This window comes from Thermomonas flagellata, assembly GCF_022419185.1.
Classification (GTDB): domain Bacteria; phylum Pseudomonadota; class Gammaproteobacteria; order Xanthomonadales; family Xanthomonadaceae; genus Thermomonas; species Thermomonas flagellata.
Genome location: NZ_JAJOZK010000002.1, coordinates 241,412 through 260,741, shown reverse-complemented (window position 1 = coordinate 260,741; position 19,330 = coordinate 241,412). Strand labels below are relative to the sequence as shown.

General features: G+C 71.5%; 17 protein-coding genes and 1 CRISPR repeat array (1 of these 18 only partly in view). Of the genes, 10 read left to right on the top strand and 7 right to left on the bottom strand.

Annotation, left to right across the window (positions count from 1 at the left end):
• Nucleotides 1-12: 12 nt before the first annotated feature.
• Entirely contained in the window at nt 13-3,048 is a 3,036-nt protein-coding gene (locus ML340_RS03395; RefSeq protein WP_240096646.1) for a TonB-dependent receptor, read from the top strand.
• 37 nt (nt 3,049-3,085) lie between these two features.
• Here the strand turns inward: ML340_RS03395 and ML340_RS03390 are convergent, their stop codons facing one another.
• From ML340_RS03390 to oleC, 7 genes are read right to left on the bottom strand one after another with little or no spacing between them, the layout of a single operon-like run.
• Entirely contained in the window at nt 3,086-3,706 is a 621-nt protein-coding gene (locus ML340_RS03390; RefSeq protein ID WP_240096644.1) for a lysophospholipid acyltransferase family protein, read from the bottom strand.
• A 5-nt stretch (nt 3,707-3,711) separates the two neighbouring features.
• A complete protein-coding gene (gene arfB / locus ML340_RS03385) occupies nt 3,712-4,155 on the bottom strand; it encodes an alternative ribosome rescue aminoacyl-tRNA hydrolase ArfB (RefSeq protein WP_425608272.1) in 444 nt (147 codons plus the stop codon).
• A gap of 16 nt (nt 4,156-4,171) precedes the next feature.
• Entirely contained in the window at nt 4,172-4,891 is a 720-nt protein-coding gene (locus ML340_RS03380; RefSeq protein ID WP_240096640.1) for a pseudouridine synthase, read from the bottom strand.
• A gap of 2 nt (nt 4,892-4,893) precedes the next feature.
• Complete coding sequence (ubiB, locus tag ML340_RS03375) at nt 4,894-6,558, bottom strand: ubiquinone biosynthesis regulatory protein kinase UbiB (protein WP_240096638.1); 1,665 nt, start codon at nt 6,556-6,558, stop codon at nt 4,894-4,896.
• The gene (locus ML340_RS03370; protein ID WP_240096636.1) at nt 6,555-7,193 is read right to left on the bottom strand and encodes a ubiquinone biosynthesis accessory factor UbiJ; all 639 of its coding nucleotides are present in this window, start codon (nt 7,191-7,193) and stop codon (nt 6,555-6,557) included. The genes ubiB and ML340_RS03370 overlap by 4 nt, the downstream gene beginning before the upstream one ends.
• Before the next feature lie 35 nt (nt 7,194-7,228).
• Complete coding sequence (gene oleD, locus ML340_RS03365; RefSeq protein WP_240096634.1) at nt 7,229-8,227, bottom strand: 2-alkyl-3-oxoalkanoate reductase; 999 nt, start codon at nt 8,225-8,227, stop codon at nt 7,229-7,231.
• Nucleotides 8,224-9,879: an olefin beta-lactone synthetase gene (gene oleC, locus ML340_RS03360; protein WP_240096632.1), complete on the bottom strand. Its 1,656-nt coding sequence runs from the start codon at nt 9,877-9,879 to the stop codon at nt 8,224-8,226. Before oleC ends, oleD begins: the two co-directional genes overlap by 4 nt.
• A 98-nt stretch (nt 9,880-9,977) precedes the next feature.
• Between oleC and ML340_RS03355 the strand changes: the two genes are divergently transcribed.
• From ML340_RS03355 to cas2e, 9 genes are all read left to right on the top strand, one after another.
• Nucleotides 9,978-10,358 (top strand): YkgJ family cysteine cluster protein, encoded by a 381-nt coding sequence (locus ML340_RS03355; RefSeq protein WP_240096630.1) that lies wholly within the window; start codon nt 9,978-9,980, stop codon nt 10,356-10,358.
• 116 nt (nt 10,359-10,474) lie between these two features.
• Nucleotides 10,475-13,042 (top strand): CRISPR-associated helicase Cas3', encoded by a 2,568-nt coding sequence (gene cas3, locus ML340_RS03350; RefSeq protein ID WP_240096628.1) that lies wholly within the window; start codon nt 10,475-10,477, stop codon nt 13,040-13,042.
• The gene (gene casA, locus ML340_RS03345; protein ID WP_240096627.1) at nt 13,023-14,624 is read left to right on the top strand and encodes a type I-E CRISPR-associated protein Cse1/CasA; all 1,602 of its coding nucleotides are present in this window, start codon (nt 13,023-13,025) and stop codon (nt 14,622-14,624) included. The genes cas3 and casA overlap by 20 nt, the downstream gene beginning before the upstream one ends.
• Nucleotides 14,621-15,139 (top strand): type I-E CRISPR-associated protein Cse2/CasB, encoded by a 519-nt coding sequence (casB, locus tag ML340_RS03340; RefSeq protein ID WP_240096626.1) that lies wholly within the window; start codon nt 14,621-14,623, stop codon nt 15,137-15,139. The genes casA and casB overlap by 4 nt, the downstream gene beginning before the upstream one ends.
• Nucleotides 15,140-15,161: 22 nt before the next feature.
• On the top strand, nt 15,162-16,304 hold the full coding sequence (gene cas7e, locus ML340_RS03335) for a type I-E CRISPR-associated protein Cas7/Cse4/CasC (RefSeq protein WP_240096624.1): 1,143 nt from the start codon (nt 15,162-15,164) through the stop codon (nt 16,302-16,304).
• A gap of 9 nt (nt 16,305-16,313) precedes the next feature.
• Nucleotides 16,314-17,030, top strand: coding sequence for a type I-E CRISPR-associated protein Cas5/CasD (gene cas5e / locus ML340_RS03330; protein WP_240096622.1), 717 nt, complete (start codon nt 16,314-16,316; stop codon nt 17,028-17,030).
• The gene (locus ML340_RS03325) at nt 17,027-17,725 is read left to right on the top strand and encodes a type I-E CRISPR-associated protein Cas6/Cse3/CasE (RefSeq protein WP_240096620.1); all 699 of its coding nucleotides are present in this window, start codon (nt 17,027-17,029) and stop codon (nt 17,723-17,725) included. The genes cas5e and ML340_RS03325 overlap by 4 nt, the downstream gene beginning before the upstream one ends.
• Nucleotides 17,722-18,621 carry a type I-E CRISPR-associated endonuclease Cas1e gene (cas1e, locus tag ML340_RS03320; RefSeq protein ID WP_240096618.1) on the top strand — a complete coding sequence of 300 codons (900 nt, stop codon included), beginning with the start codon at nt 17,722-17,724 and terminating at the stop codon, nt 18,619-18,621. Before ML340_RS03325 ends, cas1e begins: the two co-directional genes overlap by 4 nt.
• On the top strand, nt 18,593-18,886 hold the full coding sequence (gene cas2e, locus ML340_RS11990; RefSeq protein WP_425608263.1) for a type I-E CRISPR-associated endoribonuclease Cas2e: 294 nt from the start codon (nt 18,593-18,595) through the stop codon (nt 18,884-18,886). Before cas1e ends, cas2e begins: the two co-directional genes overlap by 29 nt.
• A 61-nt stretch (nt 18,887-18,947) precedes the next feature.
• Nucleotides 18,948-19,330: a CRISPR direct-repeat array (repeat unit 28 nt; unit sequence GTCTCCCCCGCGCACGCGGGGATCGACC) (it continues 743 nt past the right edge of the window).

Genomic DNA, 19,330 nt, shown 5'->3' with positions numbered 1-19,330 from the left:
GGGAACCCACGCATGCCGTCGCACCGCCCGTTGCGCGCCGTGCTGCTGGCGCTGGCCTGTTCGGCCGCGCTCGCCGCGCAGGCGCAAAGCCCGATCGTCCGCTTCGACATCCCGGCCGGCGACCTCGCCGCCGCGCTGGACGCCTACGCCCGTCAGTCCGGCACCCAGCTGGTGTACCGCGCCGACCAGCTCCGGGGCGCGCGCAGCAATGGCGTGCGCGGCGCGCTCAGCCCCGGCGACGGGCTGGCGCGGGTGCTGGCCGGCAGCGGCTTCGCCGCGCGCACGGACGCCTCCGGGGCGGTGCTGATCGTGCCGCAGGCCGCGCCGCCGGCGCGCCCGGCCGCGTCCCGCCCGCCGGCGGCCGCGGCCGAACCGGCCGCCCCGGTGACCGAGCTGCAGACCGTGCAGGTGACCGGCTCGCGCATCCCGCGCAGCGAGGTGGAAGGGCCGGCGCCGATCACGGTGATGACCGCGCAGGACATCCAGGCCGCCGGCTACACCACGGTGCCGGAGGTGCTGCGCGCGCTGACCCAGAACGGCGGCGAGACCCAGAGCCAGCAGTCCGCGGGCGGCGCCGACTTCTCGCCCGGCGCGCAGCAGGTGGACCTGCGCGGGCTCGGCCCCAACCACACGCTGGTGCTGGTCAACGGCCGCCGGATCGCCGACTTCCCGCTGCCGTTCCAGGGCCGCAGCAACTTCACCGACGTCTCCGGCATCCCGCTGGGCATGATCGACCGCATCGAAATCCTGACCGGCAGCGCCTCGGCGATCTACGGCTCCGACGCGATCTCCGGGGTGGTCAACTTCATCCTCAAGCAGCGCGCCGACGGCACCACCCTGAGCTACCGGATCGGCGCGACCGCGCGCAACGATGCGATCTCGAACGTGCTCAACCTGTCCGGCGGCTTCAGCCGCGGCGGCTTCGACCTGATCGCCGGGCTGGAATACCGCCGCCAGGAACCGCTGTGGGGCTTCCAGCGCAAGCAGCAGGATTCCAGCCTGGACGCGCCCAACCCGGCGCGCTACGGCTACCCGCCGCGCAACTTCCTGATCACCGACTACTACGACGACTACATCGACCCCGGCCAGGCCACCTGCGATGCGCTGGCCTACCTCAACCAGGGCACCATGCAGTACAGCCGCCGGCGCGGCTACGGCTACTACTGCGGCAGCCCGGCCTCGGTCGCCTACCGCACCATGCTGAGCAAGCGCGACGGGATCAACACCTACGCCTCGCTGCACTACGACTTCGCCGGCGGCACCCGCTGGTTCGCCGACCTGCAGCTGGGCCGGCACTCGGTGGCACTGTTCCGCAGCCCGCGCTCGTGGTCGCTGATGCAGGCCGACGGCAACGAGGAGGGCTATTTCTACAACCAGGCCACCGACCAGGTGGAGTACTGGCAGCGGGTGTTCACCCTGGAGGAGATGGGCGGCCTCGGCAACGGCATGGTGCGCACGGTGCAGAACACCTTCGGCGCCACCACCGGCCTGCGCGGCACCTTTGCCCGCGACTGGGACTGGGAGCTGTCGTTCAGCCACTCGCAGTACAAGGCCCGCATCCGCTGGCCGCAGATCGTGGCGGCCAAGGCCAACGCGCTGTTCCTCGGTCCGCTGCTCGGCTACGACGGCGACGGCCTGCCGATCTACGACGCCGATCCGGCGCGGCTGTACACCCCGCTCACCCGCGCCGAGTACGACAGCATCGCCGCCACCACCACCTACCACCCCGAATCGGCGACCCAGACCCTGGCCCTGACCCTGACCCAGGGCGAGCTGTTCGCGCTGCCCGGCGGCAGCGCGGGCTTCGCCGCCACCGCCGAGCTCGGGCACCAGCGCTACGACCTCAAGCCCGACCCGCTGGCGCTGCAGTACTACTACTACAGCTGGAAGGATTCCGACGGCAAGGGCAGCCGCGACCGCTGGGCGCTGGCCAGCGAGCTGCGCATGCCGGTGCTGGCCTCGCTCAACCTCAGCCTGGCCGGCCGCTACGACCAGTACCGCTTCGCCGGGCGCAGCCTCGGCAAGGCCACCTGGAGCGGCGGGATCGAGTGGCGCCCGCTGCGCAGCCTGCTGGTGCGCGGCTCCTACGGCACCGCGTTCCGCGCGCCCGACCTGCACTATGTGTTCGCCGGCCCCGGCAACGACGAGACCACGGTGATCGACTATTACCGCTGCGCCAGCGAGGAGCCGGGCGTGCCGATCGAGGACTGCAGCTACAACGACCAGGGCATCATCCGCGGCCGCGCCGGCAACCGCGCCCTGAACGCCGAGACCAGCACCTCCTGGACCGCCGGGCTGGTGTGGTCGCCGTCGGCGGCGGTCGACGTCTCGCTGGACTGGTTCGACATCGACATGCGCAACCAGGTCGAGGACCTGCGCGCGAACGAGGTGATGCAGAACGAATGGCGCTGCCGCACCGGCCAGCTGGACCCGGCCTCGGCGATCTGCCGCGACACCTTCGCGCGGATCGTGCGCACCCCCACCGGGCGCATCTACAGCGTGTACGTCAACCCGATCAACATCGCCCGCGAGCGCACCAGCGGCGTGGACGCCAGCGCCAACCTGAAGTGGGACACCGGCTGGGGCCGCTTCGGCTTCAGCGGCAGCTACACCTGGGTGCGCCGGCACGAGATCCGGGTGTATCCGGACGAGCCGGTGATCGACCAGTTCGCCGTCAACAGCGGCTACGACATCCCGCGCACCAAGGCCAGCGCGCGCCTGTGGTGGGACCGCGAGGCGTGGACGGTCTCGCTCACCGGCAACCGCCTCGGGCGCCTGCCCAACGGCTGGTCGTACGACAAGGTGTGGGAGCCCGGCGACCCCGGCCCGTGGATCCCGGCGACCTGGCGCTACAACGGCAGCGTGCAGTACCGCTTCGGCGAGCACGCGCGGCTGGCGCTGAGCGTGGTCAACCTGACCGACGCGATGCCGCCCAAGGACCCGACCTACACCAGCTACCCGTACTACGACATCGCCTGGTTCGACACCCAGGGCCGCACCTACTTCCTCGAGTTCACCTACAAGTTCGGCGGCGGCCGGCTCGACTGAGCGCGGCGGCGCGGGTCGCGCACCGCGGCCCGCGCCCTCAGTCCGGCGGCTGCACCACGTCGTGGTGGCGGCCGCGCCAGGGCCGGTACCAGCGCTGGATGCGCGCGATGTCGGCGGCCATGTCCTCGCCCAGCGTGAACGGCGGGCCGATCCCGATCACCCGCCGCGGGTAGTCGAAATAGGCCGGCAGCACCGGTACCCCGGCCCCCTTGGCGATCCGCCAGAACCCGGGTTTCCAGCGCTCCACCGGCTTGCGCGTGCCCTCCGGCGCGATCGCGTACCACAGCCGCGGCTGCCCGCGCAGCAGCGCGATCGCCTGCTCGACCACGCCGTGCGGCGCGCGCCGGTCGACCCCGATCACGCCCTGCCAGCGCAGCAGCGGGCCCAGCAGCGGCACCTGCATCAGGGTGTGCTTGCCGAGCACGGTCAGGCGGATGCCGAGCGCGAGCTTGGCGGCGAAGCCCCAGATGCCGTCCCAGTTCGAGGAATGCGGCGCGGCGATCACCACCACCCGCGGCAGGTCCGGGAACTGGCCCTCGATGCGCCAGCCGCCGAGCCGCAGCACCGCGCGCCCGAGCCATTCCAGCACGCGGTTGCGCGGCATCCGCGGCACCTGCGGCGGCAGCGGCGGGATCCGCGGCGGCGCGGCCTCCGGCATCGGCCTCACTCCCAGCCCCGCCCGCCGCGGCCCTGCTTGATCGCCGCCCGGCTGCGCTTCTCGCCCAGGCGGTGCTCCCTCGAAGCGCGGGTGGGCCGGGTGGCGATCCGCGGCCTCGGCGCCTGCAGGCCGGCTTCGATGAAGTGGGCCAGGCGTGCGCGCGCATCGGCGCGGTTGCGCTCCTGGGTGCGGAAGCGCTGCGCGGCGATCACCAGCACGCCGTCCGCGGTCACCCGGCGGTCGCGGCGCGCGAGCAGGCGCACGCGCACGGCGTCCGGCAAGGACGGCGAGCCGGCGACGTCGAAGCGCAGTTCGACCGCGGTGGCGACCTTGTTGACGTGCTGCCCGCCGGGGCCGGACGCGCGCACGAAGCGCTCGACCAGTTCGGCATCGTCGATGTCCAGGGTCCCCACCCGCATGCGGCGGATTGTAGGCGGGTTGGCGGCCAGCACCACGCCGGCGACCTCATCCGCCGGCCGCGGGCGGCGCGAACAGCGCCAGCGCGCGCGCGAACTCGGCATCCACCGGCGCCTCGACCACGACCGCGTGGCCGCCGTGCGGGTGCGCGAACGCCAGCCGGCGCGCGTGCAGCAGCATGCGGTGGATGCCGAGCTGGCGGAACTGGCGGTTGTGGCGGCCGTCGCCGTGGCTGGTGTCGCCGATCAGGTGGTGCGAGATGTGCTTGAGGTGGCGGCGGATCTGGCGGAAGCGCCCGGTGCGCGGGCGCGCGCGCAGCCAGGCATAGCGCGAGGTCGTAAACCCCGCCGACGGCAGCGGCAACTCGCAGGTGGCCAGCACCTCGAACTCGGTCAGCGCGGGCTTCTTCGCCGGCTTGCCGGGCCCGCCGTCCAGCGGGTGGTCGACCACGAATGCGCACTCGCGCGGCCAGCCGCGGCAGATCGCCCAATAGTCCTTCTCCACCGCCTGCGCCATGAACGCACGCCCGAGCGCCCCGGCGGTCTCCGCGTCGAACGCCAGCAGCAGGCAGCCGCTGGTGGCGCGGTCCAGCCGGTGAAGCAGGTGCACCGGCGCGGCGAACTGCGCGCGCAGGCGGTCGGCCAGGAAGTCGGTCTCGCCGCGCGCCAATGCGCTGGCGTGCACCATCAGCCCGGCCGGCTTGACCACCACTGCGAGCCAAGCATCGCGGTACAGCACCGGCAGCGGATCCGCGCAGGGAGCCGCCATGCCTAGCGCGGCCGCGGCGGCCACGCCGCCAGCAGCGCCCACAGCCCGCCGAGGCCGGCGATCCAGGTCGAGACCGGCAGCGCCAGCAGGCGCGGGCCGCCGGCATCCATCACGTACAGCACCGCCGCCACGATCAACAGGCCGACCCCGAGGATCGAGGCCACCACCCGCCGCTGCAGGCCGAGCAGGCCCTGCGCGATCGCGCGCACGTCGGCCGAGCGCATCTGCAGTTCGTGCCGGCCCTGCACCTGCTGCTGCAGCCAGGCGTACACCAGCCCGGGCATCTCCGGGGCGTGGGTGACCAGCTCCGGCAGCCGGCGCCGGAACTCGGCCAGCAGCCGCTGCGGGCTGTAGCGCTCGGCCAGGATCTGCTCCAGCACCGGGCGCGCCACCGCCCAGATGTCGAGGTCGGGATCGAGCTGGCGGCCGACGCCCTCGATGTTGAGCAGGGTCTTCTGCAGCAGGATCAGCTGCGGCTGCAGGGTCAGCTCGTAGCGCTGCGCGGTGCGGAACAGTTTGGACAGCACCTCCGCCAGCGAGATCTGCGCCAGCGGGCGGGTGAAGTACGGCTCGCACACCGCGCGCGCGGCCGCCTCCAGCTCGTCGAGGCGGATGTGCGCCGGCATCCAGCCGGCCTGCACGTGCAGCTCCGCGATCCGCCGGTAGTCGCGGTTGAAGATGGCCATGAAGTTCTCGGCCAGCCAGTACTGATCCTCGCGCGAGAGCTGGCCCATGATCCCGAAGTCCAGCGCGATGAAGCGCGGGTTGGCGCGCCGCTGCGGGTCGGGATCGACCCAGATGTTGCCGGCGTGGGCGTCGGCGTGGAAGAAGTTGTCGCGGAACACCTGCTGGTAGAACACGCGCACGCCCTTGGCCGCCAGCGCCCTGCGGTCGATCCCGGCGGCATCCAGCGCGGCGATGTCGTCGGCCGGGATGCCGCGCACGCGCTCCATGGTCAGCGCGCGCTCGCCGGTGTGGCTCCAGATCACCTCCGGCACGTACAGGTCGGGCGAGCCGGCCCAGTTGCGCCGCAGCAGGCTGGCGTTGCCGGCCTCGCGCTGCAGGTCGAGCTCGGCGGCGAGGGTGTTCTCGATCTCGGCCACGATCGCGCGCGGACGGATCTTGTCGGCGTTGGGATGGGTGCGCTCGACCAGCTGCGCCAGCCACGCCAGCAGCGCGATGTCGGCGGCGATCTGCGCGCCGATGTCCGGGCGCAGCACCTTGACCACCACCTCGCGCCCGCCGGGCAGGCGCGCGGCGTGCACCTGGGCGATGCTGGCCGAGGCCAGCGGCTGCGGGTCGAACGCCTCGTACAGCTCGGCGATCGGCCGCCCCAGCGCCTGTTCCACCAGCGCCTGCGCCTGCGCGCCGGGGAACGGCGCCACCCGGTCCTGCAGCAGCGCCAGTTCGTCGGCGATGTCCGCCGGCACCAGGTCGCGGCGGGTGGACAGCACCTGCCCGAACTTGACGAAGATCGGCCCCAGCTCCTGCAGCGCCAGGCGCAGGCGCGCGCCGCGCCCGAGCCGCGCGACCTCGCCGGAGGCGCGCGGCACCAGCGGCCGCATCAGCCGCAGCCAGCGCTCGGCCGGGGTATCGTCGAGCAGGGTGTCGAGGCGGTAGCGCAGCAGCACCCGGCCGATCCGCCACGCGCGCAGCGCCGGCCTCATGCCGGCAGGCCCCGCGCGCGGCGCAGGCGCGCGATCCGCGCCGCCAGCCGCTCGACATCGTCGCGCAGCGCGTCCACGTCGTCGTGGAAGGCCTCCAGCTCCGCGCGCCCGACCACGTCGCGGCCCTCTTCGGTCAGGTACTCGGCGCCCATCTGCGCCAGTCCGCGCCCGGCGCGGCCAGCCCCGCGCAGCGCGGCCGCCAGCGCATCCGCCACCTGCACCCCCAGCACTTCGCCGAACACCTGCACGAACGGCTGCTGCCAGTCCGGATCGAAGCCGCGCGCCAGCTGCTGCAAGCGGCGCGCCAGCTCGGCATCGCCCTCGATCCGCAGTTGCCCGACCGGCGCGGCGCCGGCCTCGCGCAGCGGCGGCAGCTGGCGCAGCAGCGCGCCGAGGGTGGCGCGCACGCCGAGGTCGGGGGCCTGCGCCGGATCCGGCGGGCCGACCCGCAGCGCCGCGCCGTCCACCCGGATCTGCAGCGCCAGCGGCGGCGCCGCCAACTGCAGCGACACCCGGCGCCCGTCCAGCGCCGCCAGCGCGGCGCGGGTGTCCGGATCGAGTGCCAGCAGGCGGTTGAGCGCACGCTCCAGCGCGCGCCCGGCGAGTGGCTTCCAGTCGAAGGGCAGCGGCGTCATCGCGCCATTGTAGGCGGCGTGGCCGGCCGCCGCGCTCAGCCGCCCTGCCACGCCGCCTGCAGCCGGCGCAGCCCCTCCTCGAACCCGACCCGCGGCACATAGCCGAAGTCGCGCTGCGCCGGGGCCATCGAATACCAGTGGGTGGTGGCCAGTTGCTCCGCCAGGAAGCGCGTCAGCGGCGGCTCGCCGCGCAGCGGCAGCGCCCGCCACAGGCCCTCGCAGACCGCGCCGATCGCATAGGCGGCGCCGAACGGGAGCGAGGCCTGCACCTCCGGCGCACCGGCCGCGCGCAACAGCGCGTTGAGCGTCTCGCGCAGGCTGCGCGGATCGCCGTTGCTGATGAAGTAGGCGCGCCCGGCGCAGGCCGCACCGGGCGCGAGATGCTCGAGGGCGTCCAGATGCGCCTGCGCGGCGTTGTCGATGTAGGTCGAGTCGATCAGGTTGCTGCCGTCGCCGACCAGGCGCAGGCGCCCGGCGCGCGCGCGCGCGACCAGCCGCGGCAGGATGTGGTTGTCGCCCGGCCCCCAGATCAGGCGCGGGCGCAGGGCGACGGTGGCCAGCGTCGCGTCGTTGGCCGCCAGCACCTCGCGCTCGGCGACGATCTTGGTCGCGGCGTAATGCGCCTTCACGTCCTCGCCGTAGGGCACCGTGTCGGCGCTGCCGCCGGCCACCGGACGGGTGGCGCGGTGGGTCACGCTCGGGGTCGAGGTGTAGACCAGCCGGCGGATGCCATGCATGCGGCAGGCCTCCAGCACGTGACGGGTGCCGAGCACGTTGGCGCGGAAGTACTCGGCCTGCGGGCCCCAGGCCCCGGCCTTGGCGGCGTTGTGCAGCACCGCGTCGTAGCCGCCGGAAAATGCGCGCAGCACCGCCTCGCGGTCGGCCAGATCGGCCTGCACCTGCTGCACGCCGAGTGCATCCAGCGCCGGATAGCGGCTGCGGCTGACGCTGGTCACCCGCGCCCCGCGCGCCAGCAGCGCGCGGCACAGCGCCTGGCCGAGGAAGCCACCGCCGCCGGTCACCAACACGTTCATGCGATCTCCTTGTGCAGCTGGCGCGCCGCCCAGGCCGCTAGTTTTTCGCGGCCGATCTTGGCGTTGTGGCGGATGTCCACCGGGAACGGCCTGGGATAGTGCAGGAAGTGCGCGATCTTGGCGGTGTGCACGAAGCCGTCGGCGCGCTGGCGCAACTCCCCGGCGATCCGCGGCCAGGCGCCCGCCCGCACGCCCTCCGCCAGCTCCACGCACAGCACCGGCACCTGCGCGCCCTTCGCCCCCACCCCGACCAGCGCGCTGCGCGCCACCTCGGGATGGCTGTTGAACACTGGCTCCACCTGCTCGGTGCACAGGATGGTGTGCGCGTCCACCACCACCCGCTGCGACTTGCGCCCGCAGAACCACAGCCGGCCCTCGGCGTCGAACCAGCCGAGGTCGCCCATGCGGTGCACGATGCGCTCGCCGCCGCCGGGCAGGGCCTCGCGGATCTTGGCGAGCGCGGTCTGCGCGTCGCGGTTGAAGTAGGCATCGGTGGCGCTGGGGCCGGCGACCGTGATCTCGCCCACCTGCCCCGGCGCGACCTGCAGGCCATCGTGCCAGTCGGGGATCGCGCCGTCGTCGATGCGGATGATGCGCACCGTATTGCCCGCCACCGGGCGCCCGACGCAGGTGCCGGCGCCATGCTCGGTGCGGGCGCGCAGGGTCAGCAGCTCGCGGCCCTCGATCACCGCCACCGGCAGGCATTCGGTGGCGCCGTAGGGCGTCCAGAACTGCGCCTGCTCCGGCAGCAGGGCCAGCATCCGCTCCACCACGTCCGGCGGCACCGGCGCACCGGCGCTGGTGACCCGGCGCAGGGTCGGCAGCGGCTGGCCATGGTCGGCGAGCACGCGCATCAGGGCCGGCGAGCCGAACAGCTGGTCGGCGCCGAAGCGCGCGATCGCCGCGTGCAGCTTGCGCGGGTCGGCGCGCGCCGGGCGCGTGGGGTCCATGTCCGGGATGATGCTGGTCAGGCCGAGCGCCGGATCGAACAGCGCGAACGGCGGGAAGGTGGGGAAATCCACCCCGCCCGGCGCGATCCCGAACGCCTCGCGCAGCATGGCGATCTGCGCCACGAAGTGGCGGTGCCGGTACACCACGCCCTTGGGCACGCCGGTGCTGCCGCTGGTGAACACGATCGCCGCAACCTCCTCGCCGTCGGTCGCGGCCAGCTGCGGCCCGGCGCCGGCGCCCTCGGCCTCGACCCGGGCCAGGGTCGCATCCGCCAGCAGCGGCCAGCGCCCGGTGCTGATGCGCACCCGCGCCGCGCGCGCCCAGCCGAGCAGCGTCTTGGCCAGCAGCGCCAGCGGGATGCCGATGAACGCCTGCGGCCGTGCCTCGTCCAGGCACTGCTTGAGCGCGCGCTTGTCGATCCCGGGATCCACCAGCACCGGCACCGCGCCGGCCTTGAACAGCGCGAACATCAGCAGGAAGAACTCCGGGGTGGGCCGCACCATCACCACCGTGCGGGTGCCGCGCACGATCCCGCGCCGCGCCAGGCCGGCGGCGATCGCATCGCTGCGCGCATCGAGCTCGGCATAGGTCAGCGCCAGATCGTAGCGGCCGCCGGCGCCGGGGCAGCGCATCGCCACCTGGTCCGGGCGCTCGCGCGCCAGCCGCGGCAGCGCCGCGGCGATGTTGCAGGGTTCGCTCATGCCGGCATTATCGCCGCTCGCGCGCCCACGCCCGCGGCTTGCGCGGCGGCATCCCGCGGCGAACAATCACCGCCCCGCCCGCCGCGCATCGCCCGCGCATGCATCCCTGCCTGACCTGCGGCGCCTGCTGCACCCAATACCGCGTCGCCTTCCATTGGATGGAATCGGACGCGGTGACCCCGGGCGGGGTGCCGGCCGCGCTCACCGAACGCGTGGACGCCCACCGCCTGTGCATGCGTGGCACCTACGCCCCGCCGATCCGCTGCGTGGCGCTGGACGCCGACATCGGCCGCCACGCGCGCTGCACCATCCATCCCCACCGCCCCTCGGTCTGCCGCGAAGTGCCCGCCTCTTGGGAATTCGGCCAGCCCAGCCCGCAGTGCGACAAGGCCCGCCGCGCCCACGGCCTGCCGGTGCTGACGCCGGACGACTGGATCGGCGTGGCGGAAAGCGAGAAGAATCCGCTGCCTAGGGGATAGCGGCAGGCTTCAGGGTCATCCTTCAGACCACAGTTCTGATACCGTTGCTTGGTATCCGTGAGCGCTGCGATCAAGGAATAATCGCCTCACGCGGCCACCCAAAGGGGGTGTATTGCATGGATGCCATGAAGCCGCAGCCGCCCTGGGGAAAATTCCGTCCAGCCGGCGGTGATCGTCACCCGCTGGCCGACCATTGCCTGGATGTCGCCGTCACATTCCGCCATCTGTGCGATCTGCCACTGATCGCACGGCTCGGAACCCTCAGCCCCACCCAGTGTGACCGCCTTGCCGTCGTCGCTTTCCTGCATGACTTCGGCAAGTGCAACCGCGGCTTCCAGGCCAAGATCGATCCAGCCCCGCGCGACACCGCGGGGCATGTGCTTGAAGCCGCGGCCCTGCTGTTCGACCTGCAAGACCTCCGGCCGCCCGGATGGACCGCGCTGCTGACCGATATTGCCGGCTGGTTCGGCGACGAGGAACAGGCGCTGCAAGTGCTGCTGGCCAGCGTCTCCCATCACGGCCGCCCGGTATCGAAAAACGACTATCGCGGTGCTGGCATCGACCGCTCGGCCAGGCGCTGGTGGACCGCTGCTTCTGGCTACGACCCGCTGGCGGCGCTCGATGCCCTGGCAGCGGCCGCACGCAACGTGTTTCCTGCGGCTTTCGACCCCGACATTCCGCCGATCGACGCCACTGCTGCGCTGCAACAGCGTTTTGCCGGGCTGGTGATGCTGGCCGACTGGATCGGCTCGGACACGCAGTTCTTCCCCTATCGGGCCAGCCCGACCGAAGACCGCATGGCGCTGGCTCGGGCGGCAGCGCGGCGGGCCTTGCGCAGCATCGGGCTGTCGCCTCCGCCGCATCGCCAGCCCAAGCCGTTCAAAGACACGTTCAAGTTCTGCCCCACGCCGTTGCAAGCCGCGCTGGCCGGGGAGATCGCCCCCGATGAGGACACCCGGCTGCTGCTGGCCGAGTCCGACACCGGCTCGGGCAAGACCGAAGCGGCATTGGCCTGGTTCTTCCGTCTGTACGCGCAAGGAAAGGTCGATGGGCTGTACTTCGCCTTGCCCACGCGCGTAGCGGCGCGCGAGCTGTATGGCCGGGTACTCGCGGCCGTGCACTCCGCTTTCGACGGTGACGACCGTCCTGGACCGGTGCTGCTGGCCGCCCCTGGTTATGTCCAGGTGGACGGACAGGCGGTCGGCACGATGCTGACCGACCCGCAGGGCACGCTGTGGGACGACAGCGCGGCCGATCAGCGCCGCGAGCGCCTGTGGTCGGCCGAGCGGCCCAAGCGCTTCCTCGCCGCGCCGATCGCGGTCGGCACCATCGACCAGGCGCTGCTGTCGGCCCTGCAGGTCAAGCACAGCCTGCTGCGCTCGGTCTGCTTGGATCGGCATCTGCTGGTGGTCGATGAAGTCCATGCTTCCGACCCCTACATGCGCGAGGTGCTGCGCGCGCTGTTGCGCGGGCATCTCGCCCGCGGCGGCTGGGCGCTGCTGCTGTCGGCGACCCTCGGCGAATCCGCTGCCGCGGCGTATTTCGAACGCGACCCGGTGCCGTTTGCCCAGGCCGTGCAACGACCCTATCCCTTGCTGTCCGCGCGGCAAGGCGCCTGGCCGATGCCCGCCCCGCGCGAGCGCCGTATCGAGGTGACGACATCGCCGACATTGACGCACGACGACGCGCTATTGCCGGATCTGGCCGCGGCGCTGCAAGCCGGCGCGCGGGTGCTGGTGGTGTGCAACACCGTGGCGCGGGCCAATGCGTTGTTCCGCGGCGTCGAGGCGTATCTGGAGCAACATCACCCCGAGCTGCTACCCGCCCTGTTCGGCCTCGATGGCGTGCGCTGTCCGCATCACGGCCGCTTCGCGCGCGAAGACCGCGAACGGCTCGATGCGGCCGTGACGGCACAGCTGGGCAAAGGTTCCCCCGCCGGCCCTCGCCTGCTCGTCGGCACGCAGACCCTGGAGCAGAGCCTGGACATCGATGCCGACTGGCTGATCACCGACTTGGCGCCGATGGACGTGCTGATTCAGCGCATCGGCCGCCTGCACCGGCACACCCGTGCCGAGCGCCCCAAGGGCTTCGAGACGCCGCGGGTGCTGGTGCGCGTGCCCGACCGCGACCTCGACGCCCTCCTTACCCGCGATGGGTTGCTGTGCGGCCCGGCCGGGCTGGGCAGCGTCTACCCGGACGGGCGCGTCCTCGCGCTGACCTGGCAATCGCTGGCCGCAGATCCCGTCTTGCGGCTCCCGGCCCAGGCCCGCGCGCGCATCGAAGCCGCCACCCATCCGGAGTGCTTCGCCCGGTTGCCCGAACCTTGGCCGGCGCACGGCGCGGCCATCGAAGGCAAAGAACTCAGCGAAATCCGCCAGGCGCTGCGCTCGGTCGTCGACGACCGGCCGTTCGGCGACCTGCACTACGCCGACAAAGGCGAACGCGTGCTCACCCGCCTTGGCCGACCGACCTTCGACATCCCGTTGGCCGCGCCGATGCGTTCGCCCCTTGGCGCGATGATCTCGCGCATCTCGATCCCCGCGCATTGGCTTGGCGAGCGCAACGTGCCCGAGCAAGTGCAGGGACGACAGGAGGCTGCGGGCTTCTCGTTCTCAATCGGTGAGACGGCCTTCCGCTATACCCGCCTCGGCCTGGAGAAAAACGATGCACGACTTGCTCAATGACCCCTTGATCGGCGTGCGCACCGCGCAGGGATCGCAGCGCCTGAATTTGCCCGAGTTATTGGCTGCGCTGAGCGCCGGCCAGATCGAGGGCTACACCGGGCTGCGCGCCCATCAGGCCGACCCCTGGCATGTGTTCCTGGTGCAGCTGGCCGCCAGCATCCAGGCGCGACGCCCCACCAACGCCCTGCCCACCGACGCGGCCTACTGGCGCGAGGGACTGCTCGATCTGTCCGACGGTATTCCCGAGGCCTGGCAGCTGGTGGTGGAGGACGTAACCAAGCCGGCCTTCATGCAGCACCCGTGGAAAAGCTGGGAGGCCGAGGCGGCAGATTACGGGGTGAAAACCAGCCGCGGGCAGACCGTGTTCGACCCCAAGGCCAGCTCGCCGGATGAGTTGGACGTGCTCGTCACCGCCAAGAACCACGACGTCAAGATGGCGCGCGTCACGGCGGATTCGGTGGAGGCCTGGATTTTCGCGTTGGTGGTGTTGCAGACCACCAGTGGTTTTCTCGGCAAGGGCAACTACGGCATCGTGCGCATGAACGGCGGATTTGCCAGCCGCAGCATCGCCGCCTGGGTGCGCGACCTCCACCCCTCGGCCCGATTCGCCGACGAAACCCGGGCGCTCGCCCGCCTTCGCGAGCCAGTCTGCCGCGAGTCGCGCTATCCGCAGCGCGGCATCGTGCTCACCTGGCTGACCCACTGGAACCGCAAGCAGCACCACCTTAGCCTCGATCAGCTCGAACCCTGGTTCATCGAAGCCGCCCGCCCGATCCGCCTGTGGCCGCGTGCAGAGGGCGGGTTGATGGCACTGGGGGCCACCAGCGAGGCGCGGCAGATCGGCCCCAAGACGGCCGAGAACGGCGACATCGGCGACCCCTGGACCGCCATCAACGTCGGCGACAAAAAGAAAGGTCGATCCGCCCTCACCCTTTCCGATGACGGATTCACCCCCCAGCGCCTAACCGACCTGCTGTTCGAACAGGGCTTCGAGCTCACCCCGCTGCAACGGCCACCGGCAGGTGAGGGCGATGGCTGGTTCGTGGCGTCCTGCCTGGTGCGCGGGCAGGGCACCACGGAAGGCTTTCACCGCGCCCAGATCCCCGTTCCCGCCAAAGCCCGCCGCGCCCTGCTGCAAAAGGCGAACCGGGAGACGCTGGGGAAACTCGGGCAGCAGCTGCTGGGCGATGCCAAGGACGTGCAACGGGCCCTGGCCACGGCGCTGACGGTCTTGAGCGAGGGCGGGCCGGACAAAGCGGATTTCGAGCGCGTCGAGACATGGATCAAGGCGGCACGCGCCGGCTTTGCAAAGACCTGGGAACCGCACTACTTCCCCACCCTCTGGCGCGGCGCCGACGAGGCCCATGAGGCGGTGCGCCATGACTGGCAGCAGCGCCTCGTCGATGCCGGCCAGGCCCTGCTCGATGCGGCCGCCGCCCGTCTGCCGCTGCCGTCCAACCGGCGCTGGCGGGCGCTGACGCAGGCGCAGAGCGCCTGGCGCGGCATGTTGCACAAGGCCGGCCTGCCCCTGCCGGGGCGCGCCGCCACCGAAACCCCCGAACCCGAGGAGCAAACGGTATGAGCGAACCCGCCCCCACATCCCCCAAGGCATCGCCCCTCGCCAGCACCGTGGGCCGCCTGGCGCATGCCATCGGCGCCGAGCACTATCCCAATGGCGACCGCGCCGCGCTGCGCCGCTGGGCGCCGGGCCAGCCGCTGCCGCTGGCCTTCTACCGCCTGTGGCTGCGCCAGATCGACGCCGACCTTCCCGCCGAGGCTGCGACCCAAGCCTGGATGCAGCTGGCCTGGAGCCTTGCCACGCTGGGCGCGGAGGCCCACACACCCGGGCGCCCCTGGGGCCAAGCGCTGGCCGAAAGCGGCTTTGCCGAAGGCCGGCTGGAACGGCTGCTCTCCGCCCCCGACGACGTGCGGCCAGACCTGTTCATGGCCGCCGTGCGCTTCCTCGCCGCCAAGGGCGAGCGCTTCGACCTCACCGAGGCCGCCCGCTTCCTGCTCACCACCGACGCCGACAAGCGCGAAGCCGTGCATCGCCGCATCGCCCAGGCCTTCTACCGCCATCTGCCCAAGAACGACTGATCCTCACCGCAAGGAGCCGCTGATGTTTCTGCAGATCCACACCCTCACCGCCTACCCCGCCAGCCTGCTGAACCGCGATGACGCAGGATTGGCCAAGCGCATTCCCTTCGGCAACGCCGTGCGGCTGCGCGTCTCCTCGCAGTGCCTGAAGCGGCACTGGCGCGAGGACCTCGCCCCCCGGCTGCCCGAACTCCCTGACGGGCAGCGCACCCGCGCCTTCTTTACCCGAACTGTGCTGCCGCGCGCCGTCGCGGCCGGCGTGCCAGAAGACCTGGCCAAGAGCCTGATCGAGCCGCTGGCCAAAGCCGTGATCGACGGCGGCGTCAAGGAAGGTGGCGATCTGAACCAGCCGGTGCTCTTTGGGCTGCGTGAAGCCGACTACTTCGTGCAACTGCTGCGCGAGGCCAGCCAGGCGGGTGACCCAAAGAAAGCGCTGGAGGAGCGGCTGAAATCCAAGGAGGAAAAAGACAACCTGAAGGCGATGAGCAAGTCGGCCGCGGGCCTGACCGCCGCACTCTTCGGCCGCATGGTCACCTCCGACCTGCTCGCCCGCGTCGATGCCCCGGTGCATGTCGCGCATGCCTTCACTGTGCACACCGCCAACACCGAGATGGACTATTTCACGGTGGTGGACGACCTCAACCGCGAAGATGAAACTGGCGCGGCGCACGCCAACCAAGCTGAACTGGGCGCCGGCCTGTACTACGGCTACGTGGCCGTGGATGTACCGCTGCTGGTTTCCAACCTCACCGGCTGCGAGGCGAGGGACTGGCGCGCCCAGGATGGCAGCACCGCCCGGCGCGTGCTGGAGGCCCTGATCGACAGCATCCTGCGCCAGAGCCCCGGCGCGAAGAAGGGCAGCACCGCGCCCTACGCCTGGGCCGATGCGCTCTACCTCGAAACGGGACGCAGCCAGCCGCGGGCGCTGTCGAACGCCTTCCTCGATGCCCTGCGCCCGGAAGGCAAGAGCGACCTGCGCAACGCGGCACTCAGCCGCCTGGCGGCTTATGTCAAGCAGCTTGATGCGATGTACGGCGACCCAGCCGAGGGCGAGACGCGACACCTCTCCACCACGCTCGAGCAGCCCGCGCAGCTCCCGCCCAAACAGCCGGTGCCGCAGGCCGTGGCGGCGGCGCTGGATGCCATCTTTGGCCCCCAGGCATGAGGCCCCGGCATGGACGTACTGCTGCTGCGCCTCGATGCGCCCTTGATGAGCTTCGGCGCCGTGGTGGTGGACCAGAACCATCCGGTCTGGCGTTTCCCCGGCGTGGCCATGCTCACGGGCCTCTTGGGCAATGCCCTGGGCTGGGATCACCGCGACACCCACCGGCTGCAGGCCCTGCAGGACCGGCTGCGCTTCGCCGCCCGCTGGGATGCCGAACCGGAGTTGCTGACTGACTACCAGACCGTGGACCTGGGGCAGGATTTCCTGGTCGATACCGGCTGGACCACGCGTGGGCGCCGGGAGGATCGGAAAGGCGACAAAAAGAACGCCACCGGCACCCATATCCGCCACCGCGACCACTGGGCCAACGGCGTCGCCACCATCGCCCTGGCGCTGGACGGAGAAGGCGACCTCGGCCTTGCGGCCCTGGAGCAGGCATTGCGCTTTCCCGCCCGGCCGCTGTTCCTCGGCCGCAAGCCCTGCCTGCCCGCGAGCCCCTTGCTGCTGGGGCGGCGCGAGGCGGAGGGGGTGCGGGCCGCGCTCGCCGCCGAGCCACTGGCCGATATCGGCCCGCGCCGGCGCCCCGGCCCCATCCCGGCCCTGTGGCCGCTGGATGAGGGGCAAGGTGCCCAGGTCGAAGAGCGCTACGCCCCGCGCGACTGGCGCAACAACATCCACCGCGGCACGCAGCGCCATGCCGTGGGCTTTCTGGAGGTACTGGCATGAGCGCGCTGCATCTCGTGCGCATTCCCGTCCATGCACCGCGCCTGCTGCGCTTCGCCCATGAACACGGCATCGCCCAGGAAGACGAAACCCTGGGCTACACCCTGCACGCTTGGTTCGCGGCCCTGTTCGGGGAACACGCGCCCAAGCCCTTCCGCTACTTCGAGCGGCGCGACGAGGTGCTGGGCTACGCCCGGATCCCCGCCGAAGAACTTCTGGCGCGGGCGCAGGCCTTCGCCTCCCCCGGCGGCTGGGCGGCCCTGGATGCCGAAGGCCTGGCCAGCAAGCCCATGCCCGGTGAGTGGCGTCGTGGCCAGCGCCTGCGGCTGGAGGTTCTGGTCTGCCCCGTTTCGCGCAAGGACGACGAGGAGAAAGACGTGTACCTGCGGGCGCTGGACCGCACGGGCGCGGCCACACCGCCACGCGCCGAGGTCTATCGCCAATGGTTCATGGCCCAATGGGGCGAGGCGCTGCGGCTGGAACAGGTGGAACTGCTGGGAATGAGCGCCCGCAGCCGGCTCTTGCGCCGCGCCCGCAACGGCGGCAACCGCCTCCGCCTCGTCGAGCGGCCGCAGGCCCTGTTTGGCGCGGATGCCGTGGTGCAGGACGGCACGGCCTTCGCGGCGCAACTGGCCCGCGGCATCGGCCGCCATCGCGCCTTCGGTTTTGGCATGGTCCTGCTCAGCCCGCCGCGATGAGCCCCGCGCCTGGCCTGTTGCACGGGCGGCTGGGACTGGCCGCCTCGCGCATCCCGCACGCCGACCGCCACGGCCTGTTGTGGCTGGAGTACGGCAGGCTGTCGGTGGAGGACGGCACGCTGCGCTTCGTGGCGGCCAAAAGCGAGACGCTCGACGCTGGCGACTACGCCATCCCCTATCAGGCGGTGTCGATGATTCTGCTCGGCCCGGGCACCAGCCTGACGCAGGATGTGCTGCGCCTTTGCGCCCGCCACGGCACCCTGATCGCCGCCGTCGGCGAAGGCGGCGTCAAGAGCTACACCGCACCGCCGATGGGGCAAGGCCGCTCCGACGTCGCCCGCCGCCACGCCGAGCGCTGGGCCGACGCAAAACTGCGGCTCGACACCGCACGCCGCCTCTACGCCTGGCGCTTCGGGCGCGTGCTGCCGCATCGCGACATCGAAACCCTGCGCGGCATCGAAGGCGCGCGCATGAAGGAGAGCTACAAGCTCGTTGCGCAACGGTTCGGCATTCCCTGGCAGGGGCGCCGCTATGACCGTGACAATCCAAACAGCGCAGACCCGGCGAACCAGGCAATCAACCATGCGGCAACGTTCGTGGAAGCCGCCGCCGACATTGCCGTCGCTGCCGTCGGCGCGCTGCCACCGCTGGGCTTCATCCACGAAGATTCGAGCAATGCCTTCACTCTGGATGTGGCCGATCTGTACCGTGTCGACATCACCCTTCCGCTGGCGTTTGGCGCAGTGCGTGCACTCGCTGATGGCAAGGCCGCTCATCTGGAGCGTGAGGTTCGACAACGCGCCGCCAGGCTCTTCCGGCAGGAGAAGCTGATCCCCCGCATGATCGACCGCATCAAGGAGCTCTTCGATGTCGATGACGGTGGTGGTGACCCGTAACGTATCCCCGCGGATACGCGGTTTTTTGGCCTCTGTAATGCTTGAACTGGCACCTGGCGTCTATAGCGCCCCTCGCCTCTCCCCCGCAGTACGGAATCGCGTCTGGCAGGTGCTCGAACAATGGTTTCCTAACGAACGCGATGCCGCGCTGATCCTCCTGTGGCAAGAGCGTGGCATCCCCGGTGGGCAGGCCATACGCGTATTGGGCACCCCACCCATCCACTTCCAAGAAGCCGACGGCCTGCTCCTTGCGTGCAGACGCTGATACCGAGCGAAATAGGGTTCTTTGACAATTTGGCTTTATCGCCAGAGACTTAGATACTAGGGTCTCCCCCGCGCACGCGGGGATCGACCTCCAGAGGCCAGCAGGCCATGCCACGCCCCCAGGTCTCCCCCGCGCACGCGGGGATCGACCCCACGGTCGGATCGTCGCACCATACTTTTGCTGGTCTCCCCCGCGCACGCGGGGATCGACCCCCCACGAACAACGCGGCACTGGATGCCTGCGGGTCTCCCCCGCGCACGCGGGGATCGACCCGGCGTCGGCGTGTTCGGCGAGGCAGGCCCCGAGTCTCCCCCGCGCACGCGGGGATCGACCCCGTTCGATGTCGCGGGCATCGCCGATCTCCAGGTCTCCCCCGCGCACGCGGGGATCGACCCGAACCCGGATACCGCGTGCTGGTCGGCAGATCGTCTCCCCCGCGCACGC

Coding starts and splice junctions, on each gene's coding strand:
- cas2e (WP_425608263.1), top strand. CDS start 18,593: ATGTCGATGACGGTGGTGGTGACCCGTAACGTATCCCCGCGGATACGC.
- cas5e (WP_240096622.1), top strand. CDS start 16,314: ATGGACGTACTGCTGCTGCGCCTCGATGCGCCCTTGATGAGCTTCGGC.
- ML340_RS03325 (WP_240096620.1), top strand. CDS start 17,027: ATGAGCGCGCTGCATCTCGTGCGCATTCCCGTCCATGCACCGCGCCTG.
- ML340_RS03395 (WP_240096646.1), top strand. CDS start 13: ATGCCGTCGCACCGCCCGTTGCGCGCCGTGCTGCTGGCGCTGGCCTGT.
- cas3 (WP_240096628.1), top strand. CDS start 10,475: ATGGATGCCATGAAGCCGCAGCCGCCCTGGGGAAAATTCCGTCCAGCC.
- ubiB (WP_240096638.1), bottom strand. CDS start 6,558: ATGAGGCCGGCGCTGCGCGCGTGGCGGATCGGCCGGGTGCTGCTGCGC.
- casA (WP_240096627.1), top strand. CDS start 13,023: ATGCACGACTTGCTCAATGACCCCTTGATCGGCGTGCGCACCGCGCAG.
- casB (WP_240096626.1), top strand. CDS start 14,621: ATGAGCGAACCCGCCCCCACATCCCCCAAGGCATCGCCCCTCGCCAGC.
- oleC (WP_240096632.1), bottom strand. CDS start 9,879: ATGAGCGAACCCTGCAACATCGCCGCGGCGCTGCCGCGGCTGGCGCGC.
- oleD (WP_240096634.1), bottom strand. CDS start 8,227: ATGAACGTGTTGGTGACCGGCGGCGGTGGCTTCCTCGGCCAGGCGCTG.
- ML340_RS03390 (WP_240096644.1), bottom strand. CDS start 3,706: ATGCCGGAGGCCGCGCCGCCGCGGATCCCGCCGCTGCCGCCGCAGGTG.
- cas1e (WP_240096618.1), top strand. CDS start 17,722: ATGAGCCCCGCGCCTGGCCTGTTGCACGGGCGGCTGGGACTGGCCGCC.
- ML340_RS03370 (WP_240096636.1), bottom strand. CDS start 7,193: ATGACGCCGCTGCCCTTCGACTGGAAGCCACTCGCCGGGCGCGCGCTG.
- cas7e (WP_240096624.1), top strand. CDS start 15,162: ATGTTTCTGCAGATCCACACCCTCACCGCCTACCCCGCCAGCCTGCTG.
- ML340_RS03355 (WP_240096630.1), top strand. CDS start 9,978: ATGCATCCCTGCCTGACCTGCGGCGCCTGCTGCACCCAATACCGCGTC.
- ML340_RS03380 (WP_240096640.1), bottom strand. CDS start 4,891: ATGGCGGCTCCCTGCGCGGATCCGCTGCCGGTGCTGTACCGCGATGCT.